Annotated in this window: 19 protein-coding genes; 15 read left to right on the top strand and 4 right to left on the bottom strand. The window is 33.6% G+C overall.

The window, feature by feature from the left end:
- Positions 1-9 precede the first annotated feature (9 nt).
- The 4 genes from G5V56_RS04205 to G5V56_RS04190 all read right to left on the bottom strand — a co-directional run bounded on the left by G5V56_RS04205 (position 10) and on the right by G5V56_RS04190 (position 3,633).
- Entirely contained in the window at positions 10-390 is a 381-nt protein-coding gene (locus G5V56_RS04205) for a DUF6876 family protein (RefSeq protein ID WP_166961913.1), read from the bottom strand.
- 76 nt (positions 391-466) lie between these two features.
- Positions 467-823, bottom strand: coding sequence for a single-stranded DNA-binding protein (locus G5V56_RS04200; RefSeq protein ID WP_166961909.1), 357 nt, complete (start codon positions 821-823; stop codon positions 467-469).
- 624 nt (positions 824-1,447) lie between these two features.
- Complete coding sequence (locus G5V56_RS04195; RefSeq protein WP_166961903.1) at positions 1,448-1,993, bottom strand: hypothetical protein; 546 nt, start codon at positions 1,991-1,993, stop codon at positions 1,448-1,450.
- A 71-nt stretch (positions 1,994-2,064) separates the two neighbouring features.
- Positions 2,065-3,633: a ParB/RepB/Spo0J family partition protein gene (locus G5V56_RS04190; protein ID WP_166961898.1), complete on the bottom strand. Its 1,569-nt coding sequence runs from the start codon at positions 3,631-3,633 to the stop codon at positions 2,065-2,067.
- 1,728 nt (positions 3,634-5,361) lie between these two features.
- On the opposite strand from G5V56_RS04190, the gene G5V56_RS04185 reads away from it, so the two are divergent.
- The 15 genes from G5V56_RS04185 (at position 5,362) to G5V56_RS04115 (ending at position 21,414) form a co-directional block, all read left to right on the top strand.
- Positions 5,362-5,694, top strand: a complete 333-nt coding sequence (locus tag G5V56_RS04185) for an ArsR/SmtB family transcription factor (protein WP_166961892.1) — start codon at positions 5,362-5,364, stop codon at positions 5,692-5,694.
- Positions 5,695-5,751: 57 nt separating this feature from the next.
- Positions 5,752-6,387 carry a hypothetical protein gene (locus G5V56_RS04180; RefSeq protein ID WP_166961887.1) on the top strand — a complete coding sequence of 212 codons (636 nt, stop codon included), beginning with the start codon at positions 5,752-5,754 and terminating at the stop codon, positions 6,385-6,387.
- Position 6,388: 1 nt separating this feature from the next.
- Positions 6,389-6,856, top strand: coding sequence for a DUF6428 family protein (locus G5V56_RS04175; protein WP_166961882.1), 468 nt, complete (start codon positions 6,389-6,391; stop codon positions 6,854-6,856).
- Positions 6,857-6,878: 22 nt separating this feature from the next.
- Positions 6,879-7,511 carry an arsenate-mycothiol transferase ArsC gene (locus G5V56_RS04170; protein ID WP_166961876.1) on the top strand — a complete coding sequence of 211 codons (633 nt, stop codon included), beginning with the start codon at positions 6,879-6,881 and terminating at the stop codon, positions 7,509-7,511.
- Positions 7,512-7,514: 3 nt separating this feature from the next.
- Positions 7,515-8,570, top strand: a complete 1,056-nt coding sequence (gene arsB / locus G5V56_RS04165) for an ACR3 family arsenite efflux transporter (RefSeq protein WP_166961871.1) — start codon at positions 7,515-7,517, stop codon at positions 8,568-8,570.
- Entirely contained in the window at positions 8,567-9,295 is a 729-nt protein-coding gene (locus G5V56_RS04160; protein ID WP_166961866.1) for a metallophosphoesterase family protein, read from the top strand. The genes arsB and G5V56_RS04160 overlap by 4 nt, the downstream gene beginning before the upstream one ends.
- A gap of 160 nt (positions 9,296-9,455) precedes the next feature.
- Positions 9,456-9,761, top strand: coding sequence for an ArsR/SmtB family transcription factor (locus tag G5V56_RS04155; RefSeq protein ID WP_166961858.1), 306 nt, complete (start codon positions 9,456-9,458; stop codon positions 9,759-9,761).
- 48 nt (positions 9,762-9,809) lie between these two features.
- The gene (locus tag G5V56_RS04150) at positions 9,810-11,114 is read left to right on the top strand and encodes a TolC family protein (RefSeq protein ID WP_166961855.1); all 1,305 of its coding nucleotides are present in this window, start codon (positions 9,810-9,812) and stop codon (positions 11,112-11,114) included.
- Positions 11,111-12,166, top strand: a complete 1,056-nt coding sequence (locus G5V56_RS04145) for an efflux RND transporter periplasmic adaptor subunit (protein WP_166961852.1) — start codon at positions 11,111-11,113, stop codon at positions 12,164-12,166. The genes G5V56_RS04150 and G5V56_RS04145 overlap by 4 nt, the downstream gene beginning before the upstream one ends.
- Positions 12,167-12,170: 4 nt before the next feature.
- The gene (locus G5V56_RS04140; RefSeq protein WP_166961849.1) at positions 12,171-15,257 is read left to right on the top strand and encodes an efflux RND transporter permease subunit; all 3,087 of its coding nucleotides are present in this window, start codon (positions 12,171-12,173) and stop codon (positions 15,255-15,257) included.
- A gap of 67 nt (positions 15,258-15,324) precedes the next feature.
- On the top strand, positions 15,325-15,489 hold the full coding sequence (locus G5V56_RS04135; RefSeq protein WP_166961846.1) for a hypothetical protein: 165 nt from the start codon (positions 15,325-15,327) through the stop codon (positions 15,487-15,489).
- Positions 15,479-15,898 (top strand): TlpA family protein disulfide reductase, encoded by a 420-nt coding sequence (locus tag G5V56_RS04130; protein ID WP_166961843.1) that lies wholly within the window; start codon positions 15,479-15,481, stop codon positions 15,896-15,898. Before G5V56_RS04135 ends, G5V56_RS04130 begins: the two co-directional genes overlap by 11 nt.
- A 15-nt stretch (positions 15,899-15,913) precedes the next feature.
- A complete protein-coding gene (locus G5V56_RS04125) occupies positions 15,914-17,230 on the top strand; it encodes a TolC family protein (protein WP_166961840.1) in 1,317 nt (438 codons plus the stop codon).
- Between the two features lie 12 nt (positions 17,231-17,242).
- Positions 17,243-18,292 (top strand): efflux RND transporter periplasmic adaptor subunit, encoded by a 1,050-nt coding sequence (locus G5V56_RS04120; protein ID WP_166961837.1) that lies wholly within the window; start codon positions 17,243-17,245, stop codon positions 18,290-18,292.
- On the top strand, positions 18,289-21,414 hold the full coding sequence (locus G5V56_RS04115; protein ID WP_166961834.1) for an efflux RND transporter permease subunit: 3,126 nt from the start codon (positions 18,289-18,291) through the stop codon (positions 21,412-21,414). The genes G5V56_RS04120 and G5V56_RS04115 overlap by 4 nt, the downstream gene beginning before the upstream one ends.
- The last annotated feature ends 148 nt before the right edge of the window (positions 21,415-21,562 follow it).

The raw sequence follows: 21,562 nt of genomic DNA, 5'->3' as shown, positions 1-21,562 counted from the left end.
GACAGAAAATCAATATTCGCTCGGAAGCATCAACGTATTATCTACAAAAAACAACCGCAATTCATCCAATGGAAAATCCGTTACATTGTATCTATGTGTTTCGTAGATATTGCCATTTCCGTCACTATAATTAATTAAAGCCTCGCATTGCTTTTCGGCTCTTTCTTTTTCAGAAAGTCGTTTAAAATCGACTGTTACAAAATAGCTTTTGTTCATTAAACTTTTTGCTATTACTGAAGCATCGGTTACTAACCAAAAACACTCGGCAGCATCTGCCAAATATTTAATTCCATCTGTAAATTTAGTTCCTATTAAAGGAATTTTATAAAAGGTTTCTGAACCTATAAAATGTTGCAGTTCCGCTTTTATTTTGTTAACTTGTGTCTTCATTGTGATTTTCTTTTTAGAAGTTAATAATGAAAAAGAGGACGCGACTTTCCACAGGAACGTCCTCTTTTATTTTTAGTTATTCCGTGGTGTTTCCATCACCTTTAATTCCCAAAAGCAGGATTTCATTGGCTACCACTTCGGTAACATATCTTTTTTCTCCCTCATTGGTTTCATAAGAGCGTGACATTAATTTCCCCTCTAAAGCAACTTCTTTTCCTTTGCCTACGTATTTTTCAACGATTTCGGCAATCTTGCCCCATGCCACAATATTGTGCCATTGGGTGTCCTGTTGTTTCTCACCTTTTGAATCTTTGTAAAATTCATTGGTAGCAATTGAAAATTTAGCGACTTTCTTTCCGCTTTCAAGGTTCGTGATTTCTGGCTCGTTTCCTACGTTGCCAATTAACTGTACTTTGTTTTTTAGAGTACTCATAATTAAAAATTTAAAGATTAATATTTACCTATCTGAACCCTTCAGAAAGGCTTGAAAATTGATTTACTTATTATATCCAGAGCGTTTTCCTTTTTTTGTTTTTTTAACTTTTGTTCCGCTTCCTTTTTATTGATTTTGTAAGATTTCATAAGATCCGTTTTAGATTTACTTCCCATAGAGCCGTCACTGTTACCTTCTTTTTGTTGCTTGGTGCTGTTCAATATTCAGCTTTATTAAGACATATAAAAAGTGCGAGGAACGAGCCTGGTTATGCTGTCGTATAAAACTGAATGTTGTTATTTTGCTGACAAAAAAAAGGTATAGCGGTGATGGTTCGGGACGTGAAGCTAAATTCTTTGTGAAATACAAAATCATAGGAAGTGGAACAAAATGCAAATATTTTTTCCTATTTGGCGGACTTGATTCACCCTTTTTACTTGGAATGAAGTGTTCCTTTCCAGCGAAGCGGAAAGGGGTAACGGAATGGAAAGTCAAAAGGGTGGATTATGTCCAAGACCTTTGTTAAAGAAGCTCTTTTCCCGTAATGCAGCTTTTCGCGAAATGCAGGGGAATGTGCTGAATGGAATTGTAAGATAATTTTTCTCTGTAAATTGAATTATATTTTTAAAACAGTTTCTCTTGAATATCAAGAATACCATCAGATTTTGAAATTTTATTCCTTTTTAGAATATCCTTTAGTGCTTTTCTTCTATTATCATAAATCCATTGCCTTAGGTTGTTCAAAAGACCTTTTTCATAATCTGAAAGTTCTTTAGGTGCTATTTCAGTCATAGCTTCTAATTGCCCATTGTTTTTAGATTGTATTGCATATTGAAGACCTAACCAAGTATAAATATTTACCCATTCCGATCGCATGGGTGCTTCATAAGTTCTTGGCATTATGTAAGCTAAAGTCTCTGTAAGTGAAGCCATTTTTTCATGTGTCATTAAGCATATTAAACGTGATATTTTTATTCTACCAAGAATGTCTTTTGGTATCGTGTCTTGCCATGCAGATTTAAAAACGATTATTGGACTTACGAGGCAATCCATAAAATCAAAAACGAAATCTTTCTTATCCTTTGTAGGTTGTTTTATAACTTCTTCCAATGCTGATATTGATTTAACCTCAAAACCGAAATCGAGCTGTACAACTTTTAAATTTTCCATAATTATATATTTTATATTGAACACTAATTAAAAAAGCCACTAATCATCAAATTGACAATTAGTGGCTTCGATTATAACTTCACCGACTTTTTGAGTTTGGAAACTCTCTCCTTCTGTCGGCTTATTCTTTTATCGGCAATGGCCTTTTGTTCGGTTTCAAAATCCCCGATGGGTATGCTTCCGAAACTCTCCGCCAGACCTCTGAGTGCCATGGCCTCACTATAAGTTGGCAAAGCTGATTTAAAGGCATCATAGCCAACATTATTGATGATGATTGCCATGTCATCTTTAGTCAATTCCATAAGACGTTTTAGGAATCCAGAAGAACCCTCTTTTTTATATTTGTCAATATCCAAAAGCTTACCGTAGTGTTCTTTTTTTGGCCAACCTAAAGCATTCCATAATATCAATCTGCTAATTTTTTCTGTGGCATCACAATATTTATGTTTTCCAATCACAGTTAATTCTTCAGTTTCACACATGGTTTCAATGAGGCGCTTATGTACTTTTTCATCATCCAGTTCCAACATTCGTTTTGCTCTTGTATTGATTTTTTCAACCTGAGCAATAACGCTTTCTTTACTTTTAGGATCCAATGATTTTTCTTCTTGTTTTTTGGTCATTCGAATAGAGACATATTTTCCATGATCGTAACCGTTAATCCAAAAGCCTCTAATTTTGTTTTTTCGCTCATCCTTTCCGTGGATGGTTTCAAAATCATCATAATTTACCAACACAGTAATTCCTAGTTTTTTCAATTTCTGTGCTAGTTCATCGTCCGTATCTTGATGTTTGGATCTTATTAAATAAACGTCTTCAGCATTATTGATAATACTGTTTATTTCGGTTTGAATGTGTTTTTTGGTTTTACTGCTGAAACATACTTTGTCGAAGCATCTGTCTTCTTCCTTTACATCGGGAAACAGTGAGCAGTTTGCTCCTGAGCGCTTCGGACAATTGATACATGCACCTGCTTTTTTAATCAGTTTTTCATCTAGCGGATCAAAAATCGCTTTTGATAACAGCGCTGTTATATTTGAATCAATATAGCTTTGTAATTGTTTGGCAGATTTTATATCACCACTCCAATCGCTTGCATTTTCCGCCACTTCTTTTTGATATTTCTTATCCAGTCGTGCTATGATTAATGCCTTTGAAAGATTAATTTTATCCTTAAAAAATAGTTTTTTCCATTCGGCATTTAGATTATTCAAACTCAGCCTTTGCAGAATGAATTTTTCAGACTTGGCGATTTTAGTAGCAATATCTTCAATGAGATAGTTGCCTTTGTCAATCATCAGTTTGAATGTTTCAGCTTCTCGTAATGGATGCACATCTTCTCTTTCGAGATTTTCGATGATTTGAGCTTCCAATACTTCCTGATTGTTTAAGTCCCTAATTTGTACTGGTACAGATTTCAAATTAATCAGATTGCAGGCTCTTAATCGACGTTCTCCACAGATGAGTTCATAACCTTCAGACATTGGTCTTACTAGTAACGGTTGAAGTACTCCATGCTCTTTAATACTTTCTGCGAGTTCTTGAATGGATTGCTCATTAAAATCGCTCCTCGGATTGGTCTTACTCGTTGAAATTTCAACCAATGCGACCTCTTTTAAATGTTCGGTAATTGTTTCCATAAATTTATAGTTTTTGATTAAACAATATTTATGCGGAACCCAAACGGAAGACAACATTTCTGCTCAAAAGGAAACGGAATATAAATGAGGTGTTGGCGAAGCGTAGGCTTTATGCCGTAGTCTTTTGATGAGAATATTTTGCGAGTTTACCTTTGTACCAATATTGATATAGATATCTCTCCTATTAAGCGGACGCTATTTCAACGTTTTATATTGGGAATGTAGAGTTCCTGCTCCCGAAGTTTAGGGATTAGGCAGGATGAAACGAAGTGGAAATCTAAAACTATGGAATTGTGTTCAAGACCTTTTTTAGTGAAGCTCTTTTCTCGTAATGGAGAGCAACGGAATGTAGGGGAATGTCCTGAATTAGTTAAAAAAAGTTTCAATTTCTTATAATCCTATGTTTATTTCTCATATTGACATATGGTTGTATTAAGATAGTTCATAATATTTTTATTTCATATTTTTGATTGAATCAAAGATTTTTTTAAAAAAACAGAATACAATTAAGATGTATAGACAATGAATTTTAAATTGCTTCGTTCAAGATATAAATCCTAAGAAGCTAAATATCAAATTAACTGACGACCAAAAAGTTATATGGCAAAAAATTTATGAAGTAGAATTTTCAGGTGATACTTTGATTAAAAATCTTAAAAAACTTTAAGAAATAATAAATTTATAGACGATTTTGATTATGAAGATAATTTATTTATCGGACAAATTAATAAGGCAAAATTAAGTGATAGAAGTAAAATTGGTGTAGGGGCATTTACACCTTACACAGCTAGAATAAAAATTAATGTTAAAAGATAACAAACATAGAGTTACTGTGTCTGATATCGTTTTTGGAGGTCTTCCTCGTGGTAGATGAACTTATGACCCCAACCCCATAGAAGTCTATGTTGTAAAAAATAAAAAAAATGAATTTAGAAAAAATAGTCCCGCTCTTAATATATTATTAGTTCTAGATACAGACTTAGATGAATATTTCACACTTAAAAAAGATTCTAAGCATAACGATTGGTAATACCTTAAAATTTAAAATAACGAAAGCACAACAAAGTAGTGTGTATATTGCATTGCTATAGTGTTTCATCTTTTGGAAAAAACTCTCTAACACAATGGCAGTTGTATATTTTAAAATTAATACTCTATCTAACAACGCATCATACAAGAAACACGTTATAAACAGTTTGGATACAAACATAAATTAAACTTCACTCCAAATTTTTAGAATTAAAAAAGGTCGATTAACTCGAAATCAGGAAAAATATTTAGAATCCTCATATCGGAATTAATCACTCTTGCGGAATCTTAAAACATGCTGAGTACTAAAAAAGCCAAACGTTAGGTTGAGCTGAATAAAAGGGATTTCCCAGGTTTAGTTTATTGCAATCAAAATTTAGAAGTCCAAAGGTTTGTGCTGTTGAAATAGAAATTAATAATAAAAATTGTCGTCAAAAATTTGTTTGATGGTTTTACGAGAATAATTTTGATAAATTAACAAATTTTATAAAAGCAAGTCGCAAACCCACGATTGTGGAAAATCGAGCAAAGCATCAACATTTGAACTAAAAAACCCACCGCACAAACAGCACATTTATTTTTTGCCAACTCAAAACCCAATACACAAAAAAATAAAAGAGTTATTTTCTGCTAACGCTCGAAAAAAAAACTTTGAGTATTTAAATATTAATCGTAATATTGCAATTAAATAATATTAAAATGGGTTTAACCAAATCAGAAATATTTACCGATACGCAGAATGATATAGCTTCGTTTGCAAAAGCATTTGCACATCCTGCACGTGTAGCTATTTTGCAACAACTGTTCAAAATGGATAGTTGTTATTGTGGAAATTTGGTGGACGAAATAGGTCTGGCACAACCCACAATATCCCAACACTTAAAAGAATTACGAAACTTGGGCTTAATTAAAGGAAACGTTGAGGGGACAAGTGTTTGCTATTGTATAGATAAGGAAAATTGGCAAAAAATGAAGGAAGTACTAATGTTGTTTTTAGACCAGGATACTCAAACTAAAGACGAATGCTGTTAAAAAAATTTATAATCTTTAATTGCTTTATTGCGATAAATTAATATTAAAACCAAACCTATGAAAACAAAAACAATCCTTTCACTATTGCTTATAACAAGTATAGGCATCCAGACCATTACCGCACAATCGTTGCGTAAAAAAGTTAAAAAAAGTGTAGAAGCACTTACAGAACAAATTAATACACTTTCGCAAGAAGAAATCACTCAATTAGACCAGATAGCTTTTAAAATCAAAAAAATAGCATTTAATAATGAAGGCACAGATGTTTTGTTCATCGATAACAGTAATACAGAAAATTCTCAATTGGCTATGATATGGCTTAATACAGCTTTCCAATATTATAATCTTAAAATAGAGTCCCAATCGGCAGGCATCAATATAGATGTAAATAAACCAATATCCGGTTTTAACAGTTTATCTCAATATGGGTTTTCAGTAAAAAAAGCAAACACTGGCAAACCTAATCAATATTGGGTAGAATATAGCAACGGGAGTAGTTGGCTGGTGTTTGCAAAATCGTTAAAGGATGTTCAGCAAAACACATCAAAAGGTTTAAGTATCATTGTCGATAATTCTCAAATTGATAATGAAAACCTAACCATAAAATTCGACCTGTCTAATGAGGATGAACTACCTTTGCAAATGGTCTATATCGCCGCTCAAATAAATCACTTAAATAAAACAAAAAATTAATATGTTATTATCTCAAGTTAAACAACACCTTTCCCGTTTAGAGTATATCACGTTTCAGCTACCTAACGGAGAATTAGTACCAAGCCACTTTCACGTCACAGAGGTAGGGAAAATAACCAAACATTTTATCGATTGTGGTGGTATGGTTAGAAATGAAGAAGTAGTAAACTTTCAACTTTGGAATGCCAATGATTACAATCATAGGCTACATCCTGAAAAATTGGTTAACATCATCGAATTGTCCGAAAAAGTTTTAGGATTAGAAGATTTAGAAATTGAAGTAGAATACCAAGGCGATACCATTCAAAAATTCGGACTTGATTTTGACGGGCAACATTTCTTGCTAACAAACAAACAAACCGACTGTTTAGCAAAAGACAAATGCGGAATTCCAGCAGAAAAAACCAAAGTAAAATTATCAACCTTAAATGATGAACCTTGTTGTTCACCAGATGGAAACTGTTGCTAAAACCAATTTAATTTTATAAAAAATGACAACAACAAAACCAACACTATTTTCAGTAATAGAACAAGTAATCAAGGGATTAAATCATCAAACTATTTCAGATGAACGTAAAGCAGTTTTACAACCGCTCACCGAATTTATTCAATCAAAGGTTTCAAAAAATCAAGAAATCCGCATCAACTTTATCTGTACCCACAATTCACGAAGAAGTCATTTATCACAAGTTTGGGCACAAACAATGGCGAATTACTTCAATATAAAAAACGTGTTTTGTTATTCAGGTGGGACAGAGGCAACAGCACTTTTTCCAATGGTTGCTGAAACTTTGAAAAATTCGGGTTTTCAGATAAATAAAATTTCAGATAATGAGAATTCTGTGTACAGCATTAAATATGCTGACAACGAACATCCAATAATCGGGTTTTCAAAAAAATTAGATGATGACTTTAATCCAAAATCTGAATTTGCAGCGATTATGACTTGTGATTCAGCAAATGAAGCTTGCCCATTTGTTCCAGGTGCAGAAAAACGTATTCCTATAACTTTTGAAGACCCAAAAGCATTTGATAACACACTACAACAAGCAGAAAAATATAACGAAAGAAGTCTGCAAATTGCAACAGAAATGTTTTACGTTTTTTCTCAAATAAATTCATAATAAATGGCTACAAAAAAATTAAGTTTTCTTGACAAAAATCTAACGTTGTGGATATTTGTCGCAATGGCAATTGGAGTTGGACTTGGATATTTTATTCCAACCTTTCCAAACATCATAAACTCATTTAATAGCGGAACAACCAATATTCCGATTGCAATCGGTCTGATTTTAATGATGTATCCGCCTTTGGCAAAAGTCAACTATGCACTTTTACCAAAAGTATTTAGAAACACAAAAATTCTATCTATTTCGCTTATTTTAAATTGGATAATTGGTCCCGTTTTAATGTTTGTTTTGGCAATTACATTTTTACGTGACTATCCCGAGTATATGGTTGGGCTTATTTTAATTGGTTTGGCTCGTTGCATCGCTATGGTTTTGGTTTGGAACGACCTTGCAGAAGGAAGTAGCGAATATGGTGCAGGCTTGGTAGCTTTAAACAGTATTTTTCAAGTGTTTGCATACAGTTTTTATGCTTGGATTTTTATAACAGTGCTTCCTCCCTATTTTGGATTCGAAGGTGCTATCGTGGATATTTCAATTGGAACGATTGCTGAAAGTGTAGCCATTTATTTAGGGATACCTTTTGTAATTGGAATATTGAGCAGGCTAATCTTAGTAAAATTAAAAGGAGAGGAATGGTACACAAAAAAATTCATCCCAACAATTTCACCAATGACATTGATTGCTCTATTATTTACAATCATTGTCATGTTTTCTTTGAAAGGTGAATTGATTGTACAAATCCCAATGGATGTTCTGATTATTGCAGTTCCTTTACTTATCTATTTTACGTTGATGTTTATCATTGGATTTTTCGTTACCAAAGCAACAGGAGCAGAATACGACAAAACAGCTTCGGTAGCTTTTACAGCAGCAGGCAATAATTTTGAATTAGCGATTGCAGTTGCCATTGCTGTTTTTGGACTTAATTCAGGACAAGCATTTGCAGGTGTAATTGGACCTTTAGTTGAAGTTCCAGCATTGATTTTATTGGTTCGAGTTTCCTTTTGGCTGAAAAAGAAGTATTACCATACAACTAAAACAGCACAAAAATGAGAATAGCTTTCTTTTCAGACATACATGCAAATTTACCGGCACTTGAGGCTTTTTTTAAGGATGTAGAGTCAGAAAATGTGGATGCAATTTATTGTTTAGGAGATTTGGTTGGTTACAATGTTTGGCCAAATGAAGTAGTAGATGAGATAAGAAAAAGGCATATTCCTACCATAATGGGAAATCACGATGAGGCTTTGCTAAATCCTGTTTTAAAAGAAGCTCAACCCTCAAATAGAGGGTTAACACGAGCAATGGTAAGCAATCAAAATAGAGATTACTTGATTAACCTACCGAGGCATTTATCCTTATCATTTATTACAAACAATGAGCCTTTCAATCTCTTAATGGTTCATGGAAGTGTAAAAGCTATAAATGATTATATGCTAGTTGATTATCCCAAGGATGAAGTATTAGAGATGATGTATTCACATCAGGCAGATGTATTACTATGTGGTCATACGCACAAACCTTTTCATCGCATAATTGAGGATAGTAATAGTTTCAAACATGTAGTTAATATTGGTTCTGTAGGCAAGCCCAAAGATGGAGATGCTAGAACTTGCTATGCTATATTAGAGCTGGGTCAATTTACTTTTTCTGCTAAATCAAAAGCTATTGATGTTTCTTTTAGAAGAGTTGAATATGATGTTGAGAAGGCTGCTAGAGCCGTAGAAGAAAGCGAATTTGATAGTTCCTATGCTGAAGCACTAAGGCTTGGGAAATAGTGATGACCGATTAATTCAGTACTATTCATTCGAAATCGAAAAGGCATTTTATTATGCCGAATATCACAAAATAACTGATATAATTTTAGCTTTTCTTTGAAATATATGACTTTTGTTACATTTCATTTCAAATATCTATCGTACATTTGCGATAAAAAATATGAAAAGAAGTTTAGCGCATATAGATTATAAGGAAGATACCGAAGCTTTGGCAAAATTTGCCAAAGCTTCGGGGCATTCTACTCGCATTGCCATTTTAAAACATCTTGAAAATCAATCCTGTTGTTTTACTGGAGATTTGGTTGACATATTGCCAATTTCGCAATCAACAGTTTCACAACATTTAAAGGAATTGAAAAACGCAGGTTTAATTCAAGGTGAATTAAAACCGCAAAAAATAAAGTATTGTATCAATCAAGAAAACTGGAAGATTGCAAAATTATTATTTCAACAATTTTTTGATTGATATTTTTTAATAATCATATCGTTTATTGGCGATAAACAAATGAAAGCAATGAACAAAATATTTAAAATTTTAATGGTAATTTCTGTTTTTACCTTTTTGGACTCTTTAGAAATCTATTCACAAGAAGCTGAAAACATCCAGGAATTATTCTTAGCTCTAAAATCAAATCCACAAACAAAAAATGATAGTTTGGCATTTGAAAACGCAAAAATAGGGAAGCAATTAGCATACAGTGCTTTGTATCCTAAAATAACAACTTTTGGAACTTATAATAATTACTCAACACCAACTGGTATGCTTCCAGTCCCTCCAAATGAAATGTTTCCTATGATTCAAGATTCGAGTATTCCACAACCATTTAGCGAAGATATTTTAAGGGCTGGTGTTAGTATTTCAATGCCAGTATTTATCAAATCTATATATACAATGGCAAATAAGGCCAAGTACATACAAAAATCAGCCAAAGCCAAACAATATATAAATTTGTTACAGAATGAGGCTATTATTGTCAGTTCAAATGCCAATTTACAATACATTGAATCTTTATCACATGCCCTTGAGATTAAAAAGCAATCACTGTTAAAAACAAAAGAAATTGTTGCTATTCAAGTTAACAATGGAAGAGCTCCTGGGTCCAGTTTATTAGTTATCCAAAATGTTATTAATCAAGTTGATGCTACTATTAATGACATTGCCATCAATAGGGAAACAGCATTGGCATCCATTAAAACATTAACAGGAATTAGATTAAATACTTCAGTTGAAATGATAGAAACAGCTTCATTAGATACCAGTGAAATTAAATCGTTAGAGCCCATTCAACAAAAAGTATTGGCCGATAAATTAAGCTTAAGAGCCGAAAAAGAAAAATTGTTGCCTTCCATATTACTTATAGGAAATTATAACCACAGTTTTGCTAATGCCTATAATAATAACCGGGCTATAGACAAAAACTACACAGACATTGGTTTGGTAGTTAGTTTACCCATATTTAATAAAAGCCAGTACTCTCAAATCAAAAAAAGTAACATTGAATACAGCACAACTCAAAATGAGTATGATAAAATGAGGTTAGCTGTAGTGTCTCAGGCTGAACAATTTCAAAAAAGCCTCCAATTATTGTATAAGTCAGAAAAATTGTATCAACAAAATGTAAAAGATAAAGAAGCAATTTTAGCCATTGCCAAAGTGAGTTTTCAATCTGGAAGAATAACTATTGAAGATTATTTAAAATATGAAGACGATTTAGTGCTAGAAAAATCAAAACTCTATAAAGCCGAAGCCGAAAAATGGCAAACACTAGTAAAATTAGCTGTGATTTATGGTAATAACATTGAAAACTTAGTAAAATGAAAACGATAAAAAACAAAAAAACAATAGGAATAATTGTCGTCGTTACAATTGTGATTTTGGCAATTTTCGCTGTAGTTAATGCCAAACGAAAAGAAGCCAATTTACCAATTGCTAAACAATACGGTATTGTAGTTTCAACCATTAAACCCAAAGCAGAAGAAGTAACGCTTACACTACCCTATTTAGCACAAACTGAAAATGATAAAGATGTTAACTTATCTTCAAAAGTTACTGCACGTGTAAATTATATAAAACCTAGTGGTTCAAAAGTGAAAAAAGGTGAAATAATTGCCCGATTAGATAACACATCAATTCAAACAAACAATATAAGTTTAAATTCACAAATTAAGGCAGCAAAATCGGCTCTTACCAATTTGGAAGAAACTCATAAAAGAACCAAAGAATTATTAGCAATAAAAGGTGCTTCAGAAGAACAATTTCAAACTGAAGAAAGTAATATTGAAGCTGCTAAGGCAAAATTAGATGCCTTATACCAAAACCAAATTGATGTTGCCAATACATTAACTTATGCAACCATAACGTCTCCTGTAGATGGTGTAATTTCTAAAACTTTAGTAAACATTGGCGATATGTGTTTACCAGGTCATCCTGTTGCAACGATTAGTGCAACTAATGGATTTTACTTATTGTTAAGAATTCCAACAGATCTACCAATTTATGGTGTGAATATTAACAACGAAAACTTTCCAGCTATAGCCTTAAACAGCACCTTTAACAATTTAGCAGAATACAAAGTATATGTCAATTCAAAAGGATTTACTACAGGAGACAGAATAGAAGTTAACGTACTTGTATTTAAAGGAAATAGTATAAAATTACCTTTTGATTCGGTTCTAAATCGCGATGGAAAAAGCTTTGTTTTAGCAAAAGAAGATGATAAAGCAACCTTAATTCCTATAAATATTATTCAAACAGGTGAAGAGGGTATTGTAGTAAGTAATAAAGAGTTGGCAGGTAAAGAACTTGTTGTTGCAAAACAAGATATTTTATTACGCCTTTTGGGAGGATCTTCTATAATAACTAAAAATTAAAACCATGTTCGAATATTTCTATAAACGTCCATATACACTATATGCCATTATAGCAGGTTTCTTTATTATGGGTATCGTAGCCCTAGTTACGTTACCAAAAAATCTCTTTCCAGATGCCAACCCTCCACAGGTAATCGTTATTACCAATGTACCTGGTGCAACAGCTCAAGTTGCAGCTAGCACCGTATCAAAACCAATAGAACAAGAAATTTCCAGATTGGGTTTGGTAACCGATGTCAGCTCAATTAATGTCGCTAATTTTTCAATAGTAAAAGCCGATTTTGGTTATAAAAAAGACCTAAATGCAGCCGCTGTTGATGTAGCCAATGCTTTATCTATTGCAAAAGGGAAATTGCCATCCAACGTGAATCCAGCTATTTATACAGCAGGAGATTTTACCTTGCCCGTTGATGTTATATCGTTAAGCTCTAAAAACAGCAACTTAAATGAAGCAGATATTAGTAAAATAGCAGAAAGTTTTATCAAACCCTATTTATTAAGTAATCCTTCAATTGGGAATGTTGAAGTTTTTGGAGGATTTCAAAGTTCAATAAATATTGAAGTTGACCCTTTTAAAGCAAAACGTTACAACGTAAATTTTGAGTCTATTTCTAAAGTCCTTCAGGTTTTAAATAAAGATATGCCCATTGGTTTTGTAAAGGGAGACAATAGCTTTTACACCATTACATTTTACGGTGAAAAAGATGAAATTGAAAAGATAAAAAACTTAAACATTTTGCCAAATATACGTTTAAGTGATGTTGCCGATGTAAAATGGAGCTATCAAAAAAGAACAAGTGGTTATATTGGTAATGCAAAACCAGCTATTGCCTTGGCTATTCAACGTGCTCCTGGAGGAAGTGTGCTTGATGTTAGTAAAGCAGCACGGGCAGAGATGAAAAAGCTTGAAGCGGAATATCCAAATATTAATTTTGAAATTTCAGATACGCAACGAAACCTTATTGAGTTGGCAAATTCAAATATGTTGGATGCTTTACGTGATGCCATCATTTTTACATTAATTGTGGTATTGTTTTTCTTAGGAAATTTTAGAGCCATCATTGCTGCTGGGTTATCTATTCCTATGGTATTTTTTGCTACAATGGCCGTTATTTGGCTTACTGGTGGCGAATTAAACATTGTAATTTATACAGCTATTATTTTAGCTCTGGGAATGTTAACCGATGATGCCGTTGTAGTACTTGAAAATGTAGAACGGCACCTTAATGAATTAAACGAGGATTTAGAAACAGCTATTATAAAAGGCACAAAAGAGGTAATTGCTCCAGTTTTTGCAGGTACTATTTCAACTATTGCCATTATTTTTCCTTTGATGTATGTGGGCGGTTTCCCTGAAAAGATATTTAAACCCTTAATTTTCACCTTAATTATTGCACTGATCATATCCTTCTTTATCTCCATTACATTTATACCACAATTGTTGAAAGTGTTGTATAAAAATGGATTTAGAAAAACTAAAGTTGAATTATGGTTTGATCGCGCTTACAATAATTCAGTTGGGAGATTGGTAGAACCTTATGTAAATGTCATCAAATTTTCTAACGGTAAACGCAAAATTTTAAGAAGAGCATTGTTAACCTTCGGCGTTGTTGCTTTGTTATTACTAACCGTTGGAAATATAATGCCTACCATTGGTAAAGATGCTATGCCACCAATGGATACAGGAATTATTAAAGCACAAATTGCATTTAGTGCTAATGAAACTGTAGAAAGTGCCGAAAATAAAGTAACTCCTTTTCTAACCTGGCTGCATAAACAAGATTGGGCAGATAAAAGTTCTGTGGCTTTTGGTACAGAGCCGGGTGTTTTGAGTTTAGGAAGTGGAAATCTACCTTCAGAAGCTACCATTACTATTAATTGCGTGGACCGTTTTCATAGGAAATTGTCTATGTGGGAAATTGAAGACATTTTACGAGATAAATTATCAGAATTAGAAGGCCTGAAACGTAATGATGTTTTTGATTTTGGAGCTACAGCATTATCTTCGGTAAAAGCACCGTTAGACATTCGATTAAAATCACCTGCTGTTGATGGTTTAACAGATAAAACGCATCAAGTAAGTGAGGCCATCTCAACAGTTAAAGGTTTAACTTCTGTTTCTACAAGTTGGGATAAAGATGTAAGTGAAATTCTATTGGATATTGATGAAAATAAAGCTTTGAGTTATGGTTTAACACCCTACGATATTGCTGCTCAAATACCAATAAAAGGACAAATAGTTGGTTTAAATGCCAACTTGCAATCTATGAATACGCAATATGTAAGGCTTTATCTCAAAGGAAAATTTAGTCAAAATGAACAAACTTTAAGGTTATTGCCTATTCAATCAAAATTTGGTGAAATTCCGTTAGAATCTTTAGCAAAGATCTCAAAACAATTAACCTATGCTAAAATAGAGCGCGATAAAATGCTATACAGTGTTGATGTAAATGGATACCGTTCAAAACGCCCAATTACACACTTAACTGAAGATGCAGAGGCTGCTTTAACAAACGTTAAAAATTTAGATGGTGTTGTAATAACCCAAGAAGGGGATATTGCAACTATTAACGACAGTTTTGCACGAATGATGAAAGCCATTGCTTTAGGAATTATCATATTATTGATGGTGTTAATCGCCATTTATAAATCGGTAAAAATGGCCTTTATCATGATTCTAGTATTGCCATTATCATTAATTGGTGCTGCTTGGGGAATGCTACTATTTCACAAACCGAGTTGTATGCCTAGTTTATTAGGTATTTTATTGCTCTTCGGAATTATTATTAAAAATGCAGTGTTACTTATCGACTTTTATCAACATCACCGAGCAAGTGGAGAATCTCCTTATAAAAGTGCCATAGAAAGTGTACGTGTTCGTTTTAGACCAGTATTAATGACTGCATTTGGTACCATTGCAGGCATGATTCCAATTGCTCTAGAACAAGCAGTTGGTTTAGAACGATTAAGTCCATTAGCGGATGTAGCCATTGGTGGATTATTAATTGGAACATTATTAACCTTGATATACGTACCAATTTATGCGTATTCTGTTGATAAAAAAGAAGTAAAACAAATTGAAACTAAGTAATATAAATTTAAAAAATGAATACTAAAATCACAGTACTATTAATTGGGCCTTAAGCACCAATGAAAATTTGATATCAACCCATATTCAAATTGAATATGCTGAAAAACTTTCAGAAAAACAAAAAGATGCCCCTTGGGAATCTGAAATTACCAACAAAGTATTTGGATGCATTTTTTCGTATACCGCTTATCACGCTGAGCAAATAGCAATTATTAATAAATATGAAAAATAAAATAAAGAAAACAGCAGTAACAGCATTGATTTTACTCACACTTGTGTTTGTAAACGCTTGTAAACAAAATACCGAAAACAACCAAAATCAAAAACCGGAAACAATGCAAACGATTCCGGCAACAAAACATAAAGTAACTTTTATTGAACTGGGTTCCGTTCGCTGCATTCCTTGCCAAAAAATGCAACCCATCATAAAATCTATTGAAAAAAAATATGGAGATCAGGTGGAAGTTGTTTTTTATGATGTTTGGACACCTGAAGGCAAAGAAAAAGCCAAAAATTATGAGTTTAACTTAATTCCGACACAACTTTTTTTGGATAGCGACGGAAAAGAATATTACAGACACGTGGGCTATTTTCCTAAAGAAGAAATTATTAAAATCCTTCAGCAAAAAGGCATTCAGTAAAAAATAATAAATAAAATGATTAACAGAAATTATTGGATTTTAGGATTGATTTGGGTGTTTGCAAACAGTATGTTTGCACAGGAAATTTCAAACAAATCAACTTTAAAACAGTTGATAAACAGTGCACTTGAAAACAACTACCTATTGCAGGCTAATGAAAAAAATGTGTTTATAAAACAGGCTGAAATAGAAATTCTTAAAACCAACTACCAGCCCAAAATAAGTACTTCTCTGAATTTTTCTTATTGGAAATTTCTTTTGCCAAACAAACAAAAGCTACTGGGAGATAATGGACTTTCTGATATGTATACCGATATTTCAATTTATCAAACCATCTATGACTGGGGAGAAAATAAGCTAAAAAAGTCGGTTGTGGAAGATGAAATTAAACTGAATGACGATATAAAAAGACAAATAAGAAACACCATTATTTGGGGCGTTTATGATGCTTATTTTGAAGCCCAAAAAATTGAATCGGAAATTGCTGCCCTTCAAAATGCCTCAAAACAATTAAAATCACACTTACAATATGCCAATAATCTTTATAAAATCGGAAGAGTTTCAAATATAGATGTGCTAAAAATCAATTTACAAATCGCTGTTGTTGAAAAAGATTTAAAAAAGGCACAAAATCAGTATCTCAGTCAGGAAATTAAAATTAAAAGTTTGTGCCACCTCGACGATAATAAAAGTTTAGAGATGGAGAACACCTCCGAAATACACTATAACAATTCAAAAAACATTTTGTTTCCCCAAGATTTCCTATATACAGAAGTAATTCAAAACCATCCTGTGCTATTGGCTGCAAATAAAAAAATAACGATGGAGTCCAAACAAAAAGATATTTATAGTTTGCAGAACCGACCAGAATTTTTTTCATATGGCATCGGTAGTTGGGAACACGCCTATATTCCTTTTGGTGACAATTTTAACTACAATATTGGCTTGGGTATTAGTTATACATTACCGTTTTGGGGCGGTAGTAGCTACAAATCAAATGTATTAAAGAGCAACATGAGGGTTGAACAGTTGAATGATGAGAAAAATCAGCTTTTTATTGATATAAAAAAAGAAATTGATTTAGAATTAAATGCCATCATTGATATTAAAGAAGAGATTGCCAACAATGAGAAAATTATTGAGTTGGCAAATGAAACCCTAAACAATGCTTTGATAAAATATCAGGCTGGATTAGGCCCTGTTATAGACGTTCTTGACGCCCAAACTATTGTTACAGAAACAACAATTGCTCACCAAAAATCGATAATTGCTTTTTTACAGTCAGTGGGCAACTTGAATTACCTAATCGGAAATGACAACTATCCATTTTAAATTATAAACAAAATGAAACTTTCAATCAAATACATCACAATAATTTTCCTTGCAGGAGGGCTCTTATTTAATTCTTGTAAAAAAAGTGATGAAAAAAGCACACTACTAAAGGTAAAAAAAACGCCCTTAGTAAAAGTGGAAACTGTCAAAAAGTTAAAAATGACGTCATTCATAAACATTACCGGAACAGTGCAAGCCAATATTTTTAGCGATGTTAAATCCACTGCCGACGGAACTATTGAAAAACTTTACGCACGAGAAAACCAATGGGTTGAAAAAAATAGAATCATTGCAATCATAAATCCGAATGACCGTGTGGCACTTATATCAAACAACCAATCACAAACTTCACAACTTGAAAGAAAACTTAAGTCTGCCGATAAAAATTCAGCAGAATATCAAGTCCTGTTACAAGAGTTTGAAAATGCCAAAAAGAACCTTGTTTATGCCAAAAATATGTATCAAACCATTCCAGTTATTTGCCCAATGAGCGGATTGGTCACTAAACGCTGGCTCGACAATGGCAGCCAAGTATCGGCCAAAGAAAATATATTGACTATAAGTGATATGAATTCATTGGTTATTAAAGCCGAGGTAAATGAAAAATATTTCGAAGCCATTAAACAAGGCAAAAAACTTCAGGTAATGATGAACGCCTATCCTAATGATACCTTAACTGCAACCATTAGTCTTGTTTACCCACAAGTTGACCCAGTAACACGCAGCGTTAAGTTTGATGTCAAAATTTTAAATTTCAAAAAAAGTCTATTGCCTGGAATGATGGCATCTATCAAAATACCTGTTTCGATGAAAGAAAATGCACTTTCGGTATCAGAACAAGCAATTCTCACTTCACCCGACAATAAATTTTTTCTTTTTGTGATAGATAAAGATAGCATTGCTTTTCGCAAAGTGATTGAAAAAGGAATCAGTTCAGGAAATAAGCTCGAAATTCTCAAAGGTTTAAATGAAAACGACAAAGTTGTAGTTTCTGGACAGGAAATGTTAAAAGACAGTATGAAAGTTAAAATAATGGGAACACATAAGACAAACAAAAAATGAATTTGACCATACAATCCATAAAACGCCCAGCCGGAACCATCATGCTTATGATTGTATTGATGGTTGTGGGCGTTGCCGGTTACTTTAGATTGCCAACCAATATGCTTCCTGATATTACTTACCCTATGGTGAAAGTATATGTATATTATCCAGGGGCCACACCAGAACAAATTGAAAATGAGATCGCTACGGTTATCGAAAGAAAAATGGCCACTGTTGACAATCTCGATTATATTGAATCTACTTCTGAGGAGGGAGTTTACACATTATTGGTGAATTTTGATTTTAGTGTGGATCGTGATGTTGCTTACCAAGATGTATTGGCAAAAATGGGTCTCATTAAAAAAGAATTGCCACAAGGAATATTGGAGCCCGTTGTTTTTAAGGCCGACCCTTCGCAGCTTCCAGTCGTGGAAGTTTTAGTTTCTTCAGATAATATGAGTCTGACCCAACTTCGTACTTTGGTAGAAAATGAGTTCCAGGAAGAGTTTGCTTCAATAAAAGGATCGGCAGGAACAGCACTTTCAGGAGGAATGATGCGAGAAATTCGCGTGCACATTGATCCCTTGAAATTGCAGGGTTATAATATCACCTTGCAAGAAATTGCCAACAGGTTAAAAAATGAGAATGTTGATATGGTTGGCGGACGTTTAGTGACAACTACACAAGATTACATTATTAGGACATATGGTGAATTTCAATCGCTTGAAGAAATAGAAAATCTCATTATTAGGAAACTGGACGGCGACGGTCAAATTTTATTGAAAGATATTGCATTAGTTGAAGACCACCACGGTTTACAACGTATTAGAACTAAATACAACGGAAAAGAAGGTGTGCGTATTTCCATTTTCAAACAAGCAGATGCAAACGCCGTAGTAGTTTCCGACCTGATTGCTGAACGCTTAACAGAACTTCATAATACGCTTCCGCCAAGCACCCATATTGATATGATTTATGACCAGGCAGAATATGTAAGGCTTGCGATCAATGGCGTTCGTGATGCCATGCTAATGGCAGCCTTGCTTGTTACCCTTGTTACAGCCTTTTTTCTTTCTGGCTGGAAAAGGGTTTTGGCACTGGTTATAAGTTTTCCAGTTACCCTGTTGGCAACTTTTTTCCTTATGGAATTGTTGGGCTTCTCTATAAACATATTTACTCTTGGTGGTTTGGTGGTAGCAATGACCGTGGTGCTGGACAATAGTGTGGTGATGCTCGAAAATATTACTAGGATTCAGGAAACCGAACCTAAAACACCAAATCAGGTTACAAAAGGCGCGATACAAATAAGCGGGGCAATTGTGACTTCGACACTCACCTTTCTGTCTCTTTTTGTTCCCTTTTTATTGGTTCCCGGAATGGCTTCTTTATTGTTTAGGGAATTGGTAATAACCATTGCCATAATCATTTTCCTTTCTATGATTGTTTCTCTTACGGTAACGCCGATGCTGATGGCACTTTTTTATCCCGAAGGCAAACCTGTAAATAAAAAACAATCATTTATTGCCCGAATCTCCGATGCCTTTATCAATGGTCTCATCTATATTTATAAGCCTATACTCAATTGGTCATTGAAGCTTAGATGGTTGGTTTTACTCGGATTTTTGTTATTGCTTATACCTGGATATCTTTTTCTAAAAAAGACAGGCTCAGAATTTCTGCCCAAAGCGAATGACGGACTGATAACTGTTAAGGTTATAATGCCTACAGGAAGCTCTATGGAAGAAACCGATAAAGTTTTGGCTCAAGTAGATAAAACAATTGCCGAACAAAAATTTATACACGGTTATGCAACCTTGGCAGGCGGAAAGGTTTGGGGATTGGTTACCACAGAAAATAGTTTTGAAGGAGAGCTGAACATTCAATTGGTACCGGCTGCCGAACGCCCTATGGATACAGATGAATATGTTGAAAAATTGCGACCGGTTGTTATGAAAGCGGTTAAAGCTCCCGGTGCAAACATTAAAGTGTTTCATACCAAAATGAAAGGTATTAAGCAAACCGGACAATTCGACATTGAACTTGAAATATTGGCTTCGAGAAGTGAATCTATGCAAAACATTTTTAAACAAGCCAACCTGCTCCAAAATGAATTAAAAGAACTCGATTTCCTTTCTGGTCTAGATATTTCACTTCGACTTACGAAGCCAGAATATCAAATAAAAGTAGATAGAGAAAGGGCCTTTGACCTTGGTTTGAGCTATGAAGAAATTGGTACTACGGTAAAAACCCTAGTTGGCGGCACCGTTGCTACACGCTATAAAGACGGGGCTTATTATTATCCAATTCGCATAGTTACCGATGAACGAGAGCTAAATAATTCATCAGATCTGGAAAATATTTATATATATGCTTCCAGCGGGGCAAAAATACCTTTAAATGCAGTTGCTGAAGTAGTAAAAGCTACAGGCCCAATTCAAATTGACCGCAAAGACCAAGATCGTGTAATTAAAGTTACCGCAAATGTTGCAGGCATAAGTGTTGGAGATGCTACAACGACCTTGAAGAAAAAAATAGAAAATTACAATTTTCCTTCCGGGTATCGCCTCAATTATGGCGGCCAATCACAAATGCTTTCAGAAAATATGCAGCAAATGACTATTATTCTCCTTTTTGCACTGTTCTTGGGTTATGCAGTTATGGTAATTTATTTTGAAAGTTTTATTAAACCATTGATTATCATTATACGCATTCCACTCTCTCTTGCAGGTATTTCATTTGCACTTTATATCACGGGCACTCCATTGAGCGTAACTGCATTAATCGGTATTATTATGCTTACGGGAATGGAAATTAACAATGGCGTATTGCTCCTGACTTTTATAGATGAACTTCGAGAACAGGGAATGGATATTGTAGAAGCCATAAAAGAAGCCGCATTTGTGAGATTAAGACCTATACTTATTACAGATATTAACAGTTTATTTGGGTTAATTCCCCTTGCTTTTGCTTTTGGAGACGGCACTGAAATGCTCAAACCAATGTCTATTGTGGTTATTGGTGGGCTTCTATTTGGATTGTTACTCGTATTTATCTTTATCCCTGTTATTTATATGATCATTTACGGAAACAAAGCATTTATAACTAATTTAAAGGCAACTAAAGAATCGGTAATAGCATAAAAATTACACGATTTTTTAAATGATTTTCGTTTGGTGGGCAATGAAGGTATTTTTCCGAAGAAGAATTAATAAAAAGTATTAAATAAGTTAGAAGTAAAATAATTTAGATTAATTATTATTAATATTTAATTATTAATCGTAAATTTGC

This window comes from Yeosuana marina, from assembly GCF_011762485.1.
In the GTDB taxonomy this organism is placed as follows: Bacteria; Bacteroidota; Bacteroidia; order Flavobacteriales; family Flavobacteriaceae; genus Yeosuana; species Yeosuana marina.
Note: the sequence above shows the minus strand (reverse complement) of the source record. Positions and strands in the feature narration are given on the sequence as shown.

Bases quoted from the DNA above. Each gene is read 5' to 3' on its own strand.
- G5V56_RS04160 (WP_166961866.1), top strand. From the start codon at position 8,567: ATGAGAATAGCTTTCTTTTCAGACATACATGCAAATTTACCGGCACTT.
- G5V56_RS04195 (WP_166961903.1), bottom strand. From the start codon at position 1,993: ATGGAAAATTTAAAAGTTGTACAGCTCGATTTCGGTTTTGAGGTTAAA.
- G5V56_RS04145 (WP_166961852.1), top strand. From the start codon at position 11,111: ATGAAAACGATAAAAAACAAAAAAACAATAGGAATAATTGTCGTCGTT.
- G5V56_RS04170 (WP_166961876.1), top strand. From the start codon at position 6,879: ATGACAACAACAAAACCAACACTATTTTCAGTAATAGAACAAGTAATC.
- G5V56_RS04180 (WP_166961887.1), top strand. From the start codon at position 5,752: ATGAAAACAAAAACAATCCTTTCACTATTGCTTATAACAAGTATAGGC.
- G5V56_RS04130 (WP_166961843.1), top strand. From the start codon at position 15,479: ATGAAAAATAAAATAAAGAAAACAGCAGTAACAGCATTGATTTTACTC.
- G5V56_RS04140 (WP_166961849.1), top strand. From the start codon at position 12,171: ATGTTCGAATATTTCTATAAACGTCCATATACACTATATGCCATTATA.
- G5V56_RS04190 (WP_166961898.1), bottom strand. From the start codon at position 3,633: ATGGAAACAATTACCGAACATTTAAAAGAGGTCGCATTGGTTGAAATT.
- G5V56_RS04205 (WP_166961913.1), bottom strand. From the start codon at position 390: ATGAAGACACAAGTTAACAAAATAAAAGCGGAACTGCAACATTTTATA.
- G5V56_RS04200 (WP_166961909.1), bottom strand. From the start codon at position 823: ATGAGTACTCTAAAAAACAAAGTACAGTTAATTGGCAACGTAGGAAAC.
- G5V56_RS04120 (WP_166961837.1), top strand. From the start codon at position 17,243: ATGAAACTTTCAATCAAATACATCACAATAATTTTCCTTGCAGGAGGG.
- G5V56_RS04155 (WP_166961858.1), top strand. From the start codon at position 9,456: ATGAAAAGAAGTTTAGCGCATATAGATTATAAGGAAGATACCGAAGCT.
- G5V56_RS04150 (WP_166961855.1), top strand. From the start codon at position 9,810: ATGAACAAAATATTTAAAATTTTAATGGTAATTTCTGTTTTTACCTTT.
- G5V56_RS04125 (WP_166961840.1), top strand. From the start codon at position 15,914: ATGATTAACAGAAATTATTGGATTTTAGGATTGATTTGGGTGTTTGCA.
- arsB (WP_166961871.1), top strand. From the start codon at position 7,515: ATGGCTACAAAAAAATTAAGTTTTCTTGACAAAAATCTAACGTTGTGG.
- G5V56_RS04185 (WP_166961892.1), top strand. From the start codon at position 5,362: ATGGGTTTAACCAAATCAGAAATATTTACCGATACGCAGAATGATATA.
- G5V56_RS04175 (WP_166961882.1), top strand. From the start codon at position 6,389: ATGTTATTATCTCAAGTTAAACAACACCTTTCCCGTTTAGAGTATATC.
- G5V56_RS04115 (WP_166961834.1), top strand. From the start codon at position 18,289: ATGAATTTGACCATACAATCCATAAAACGCCCAGCCGGAACCATCATG.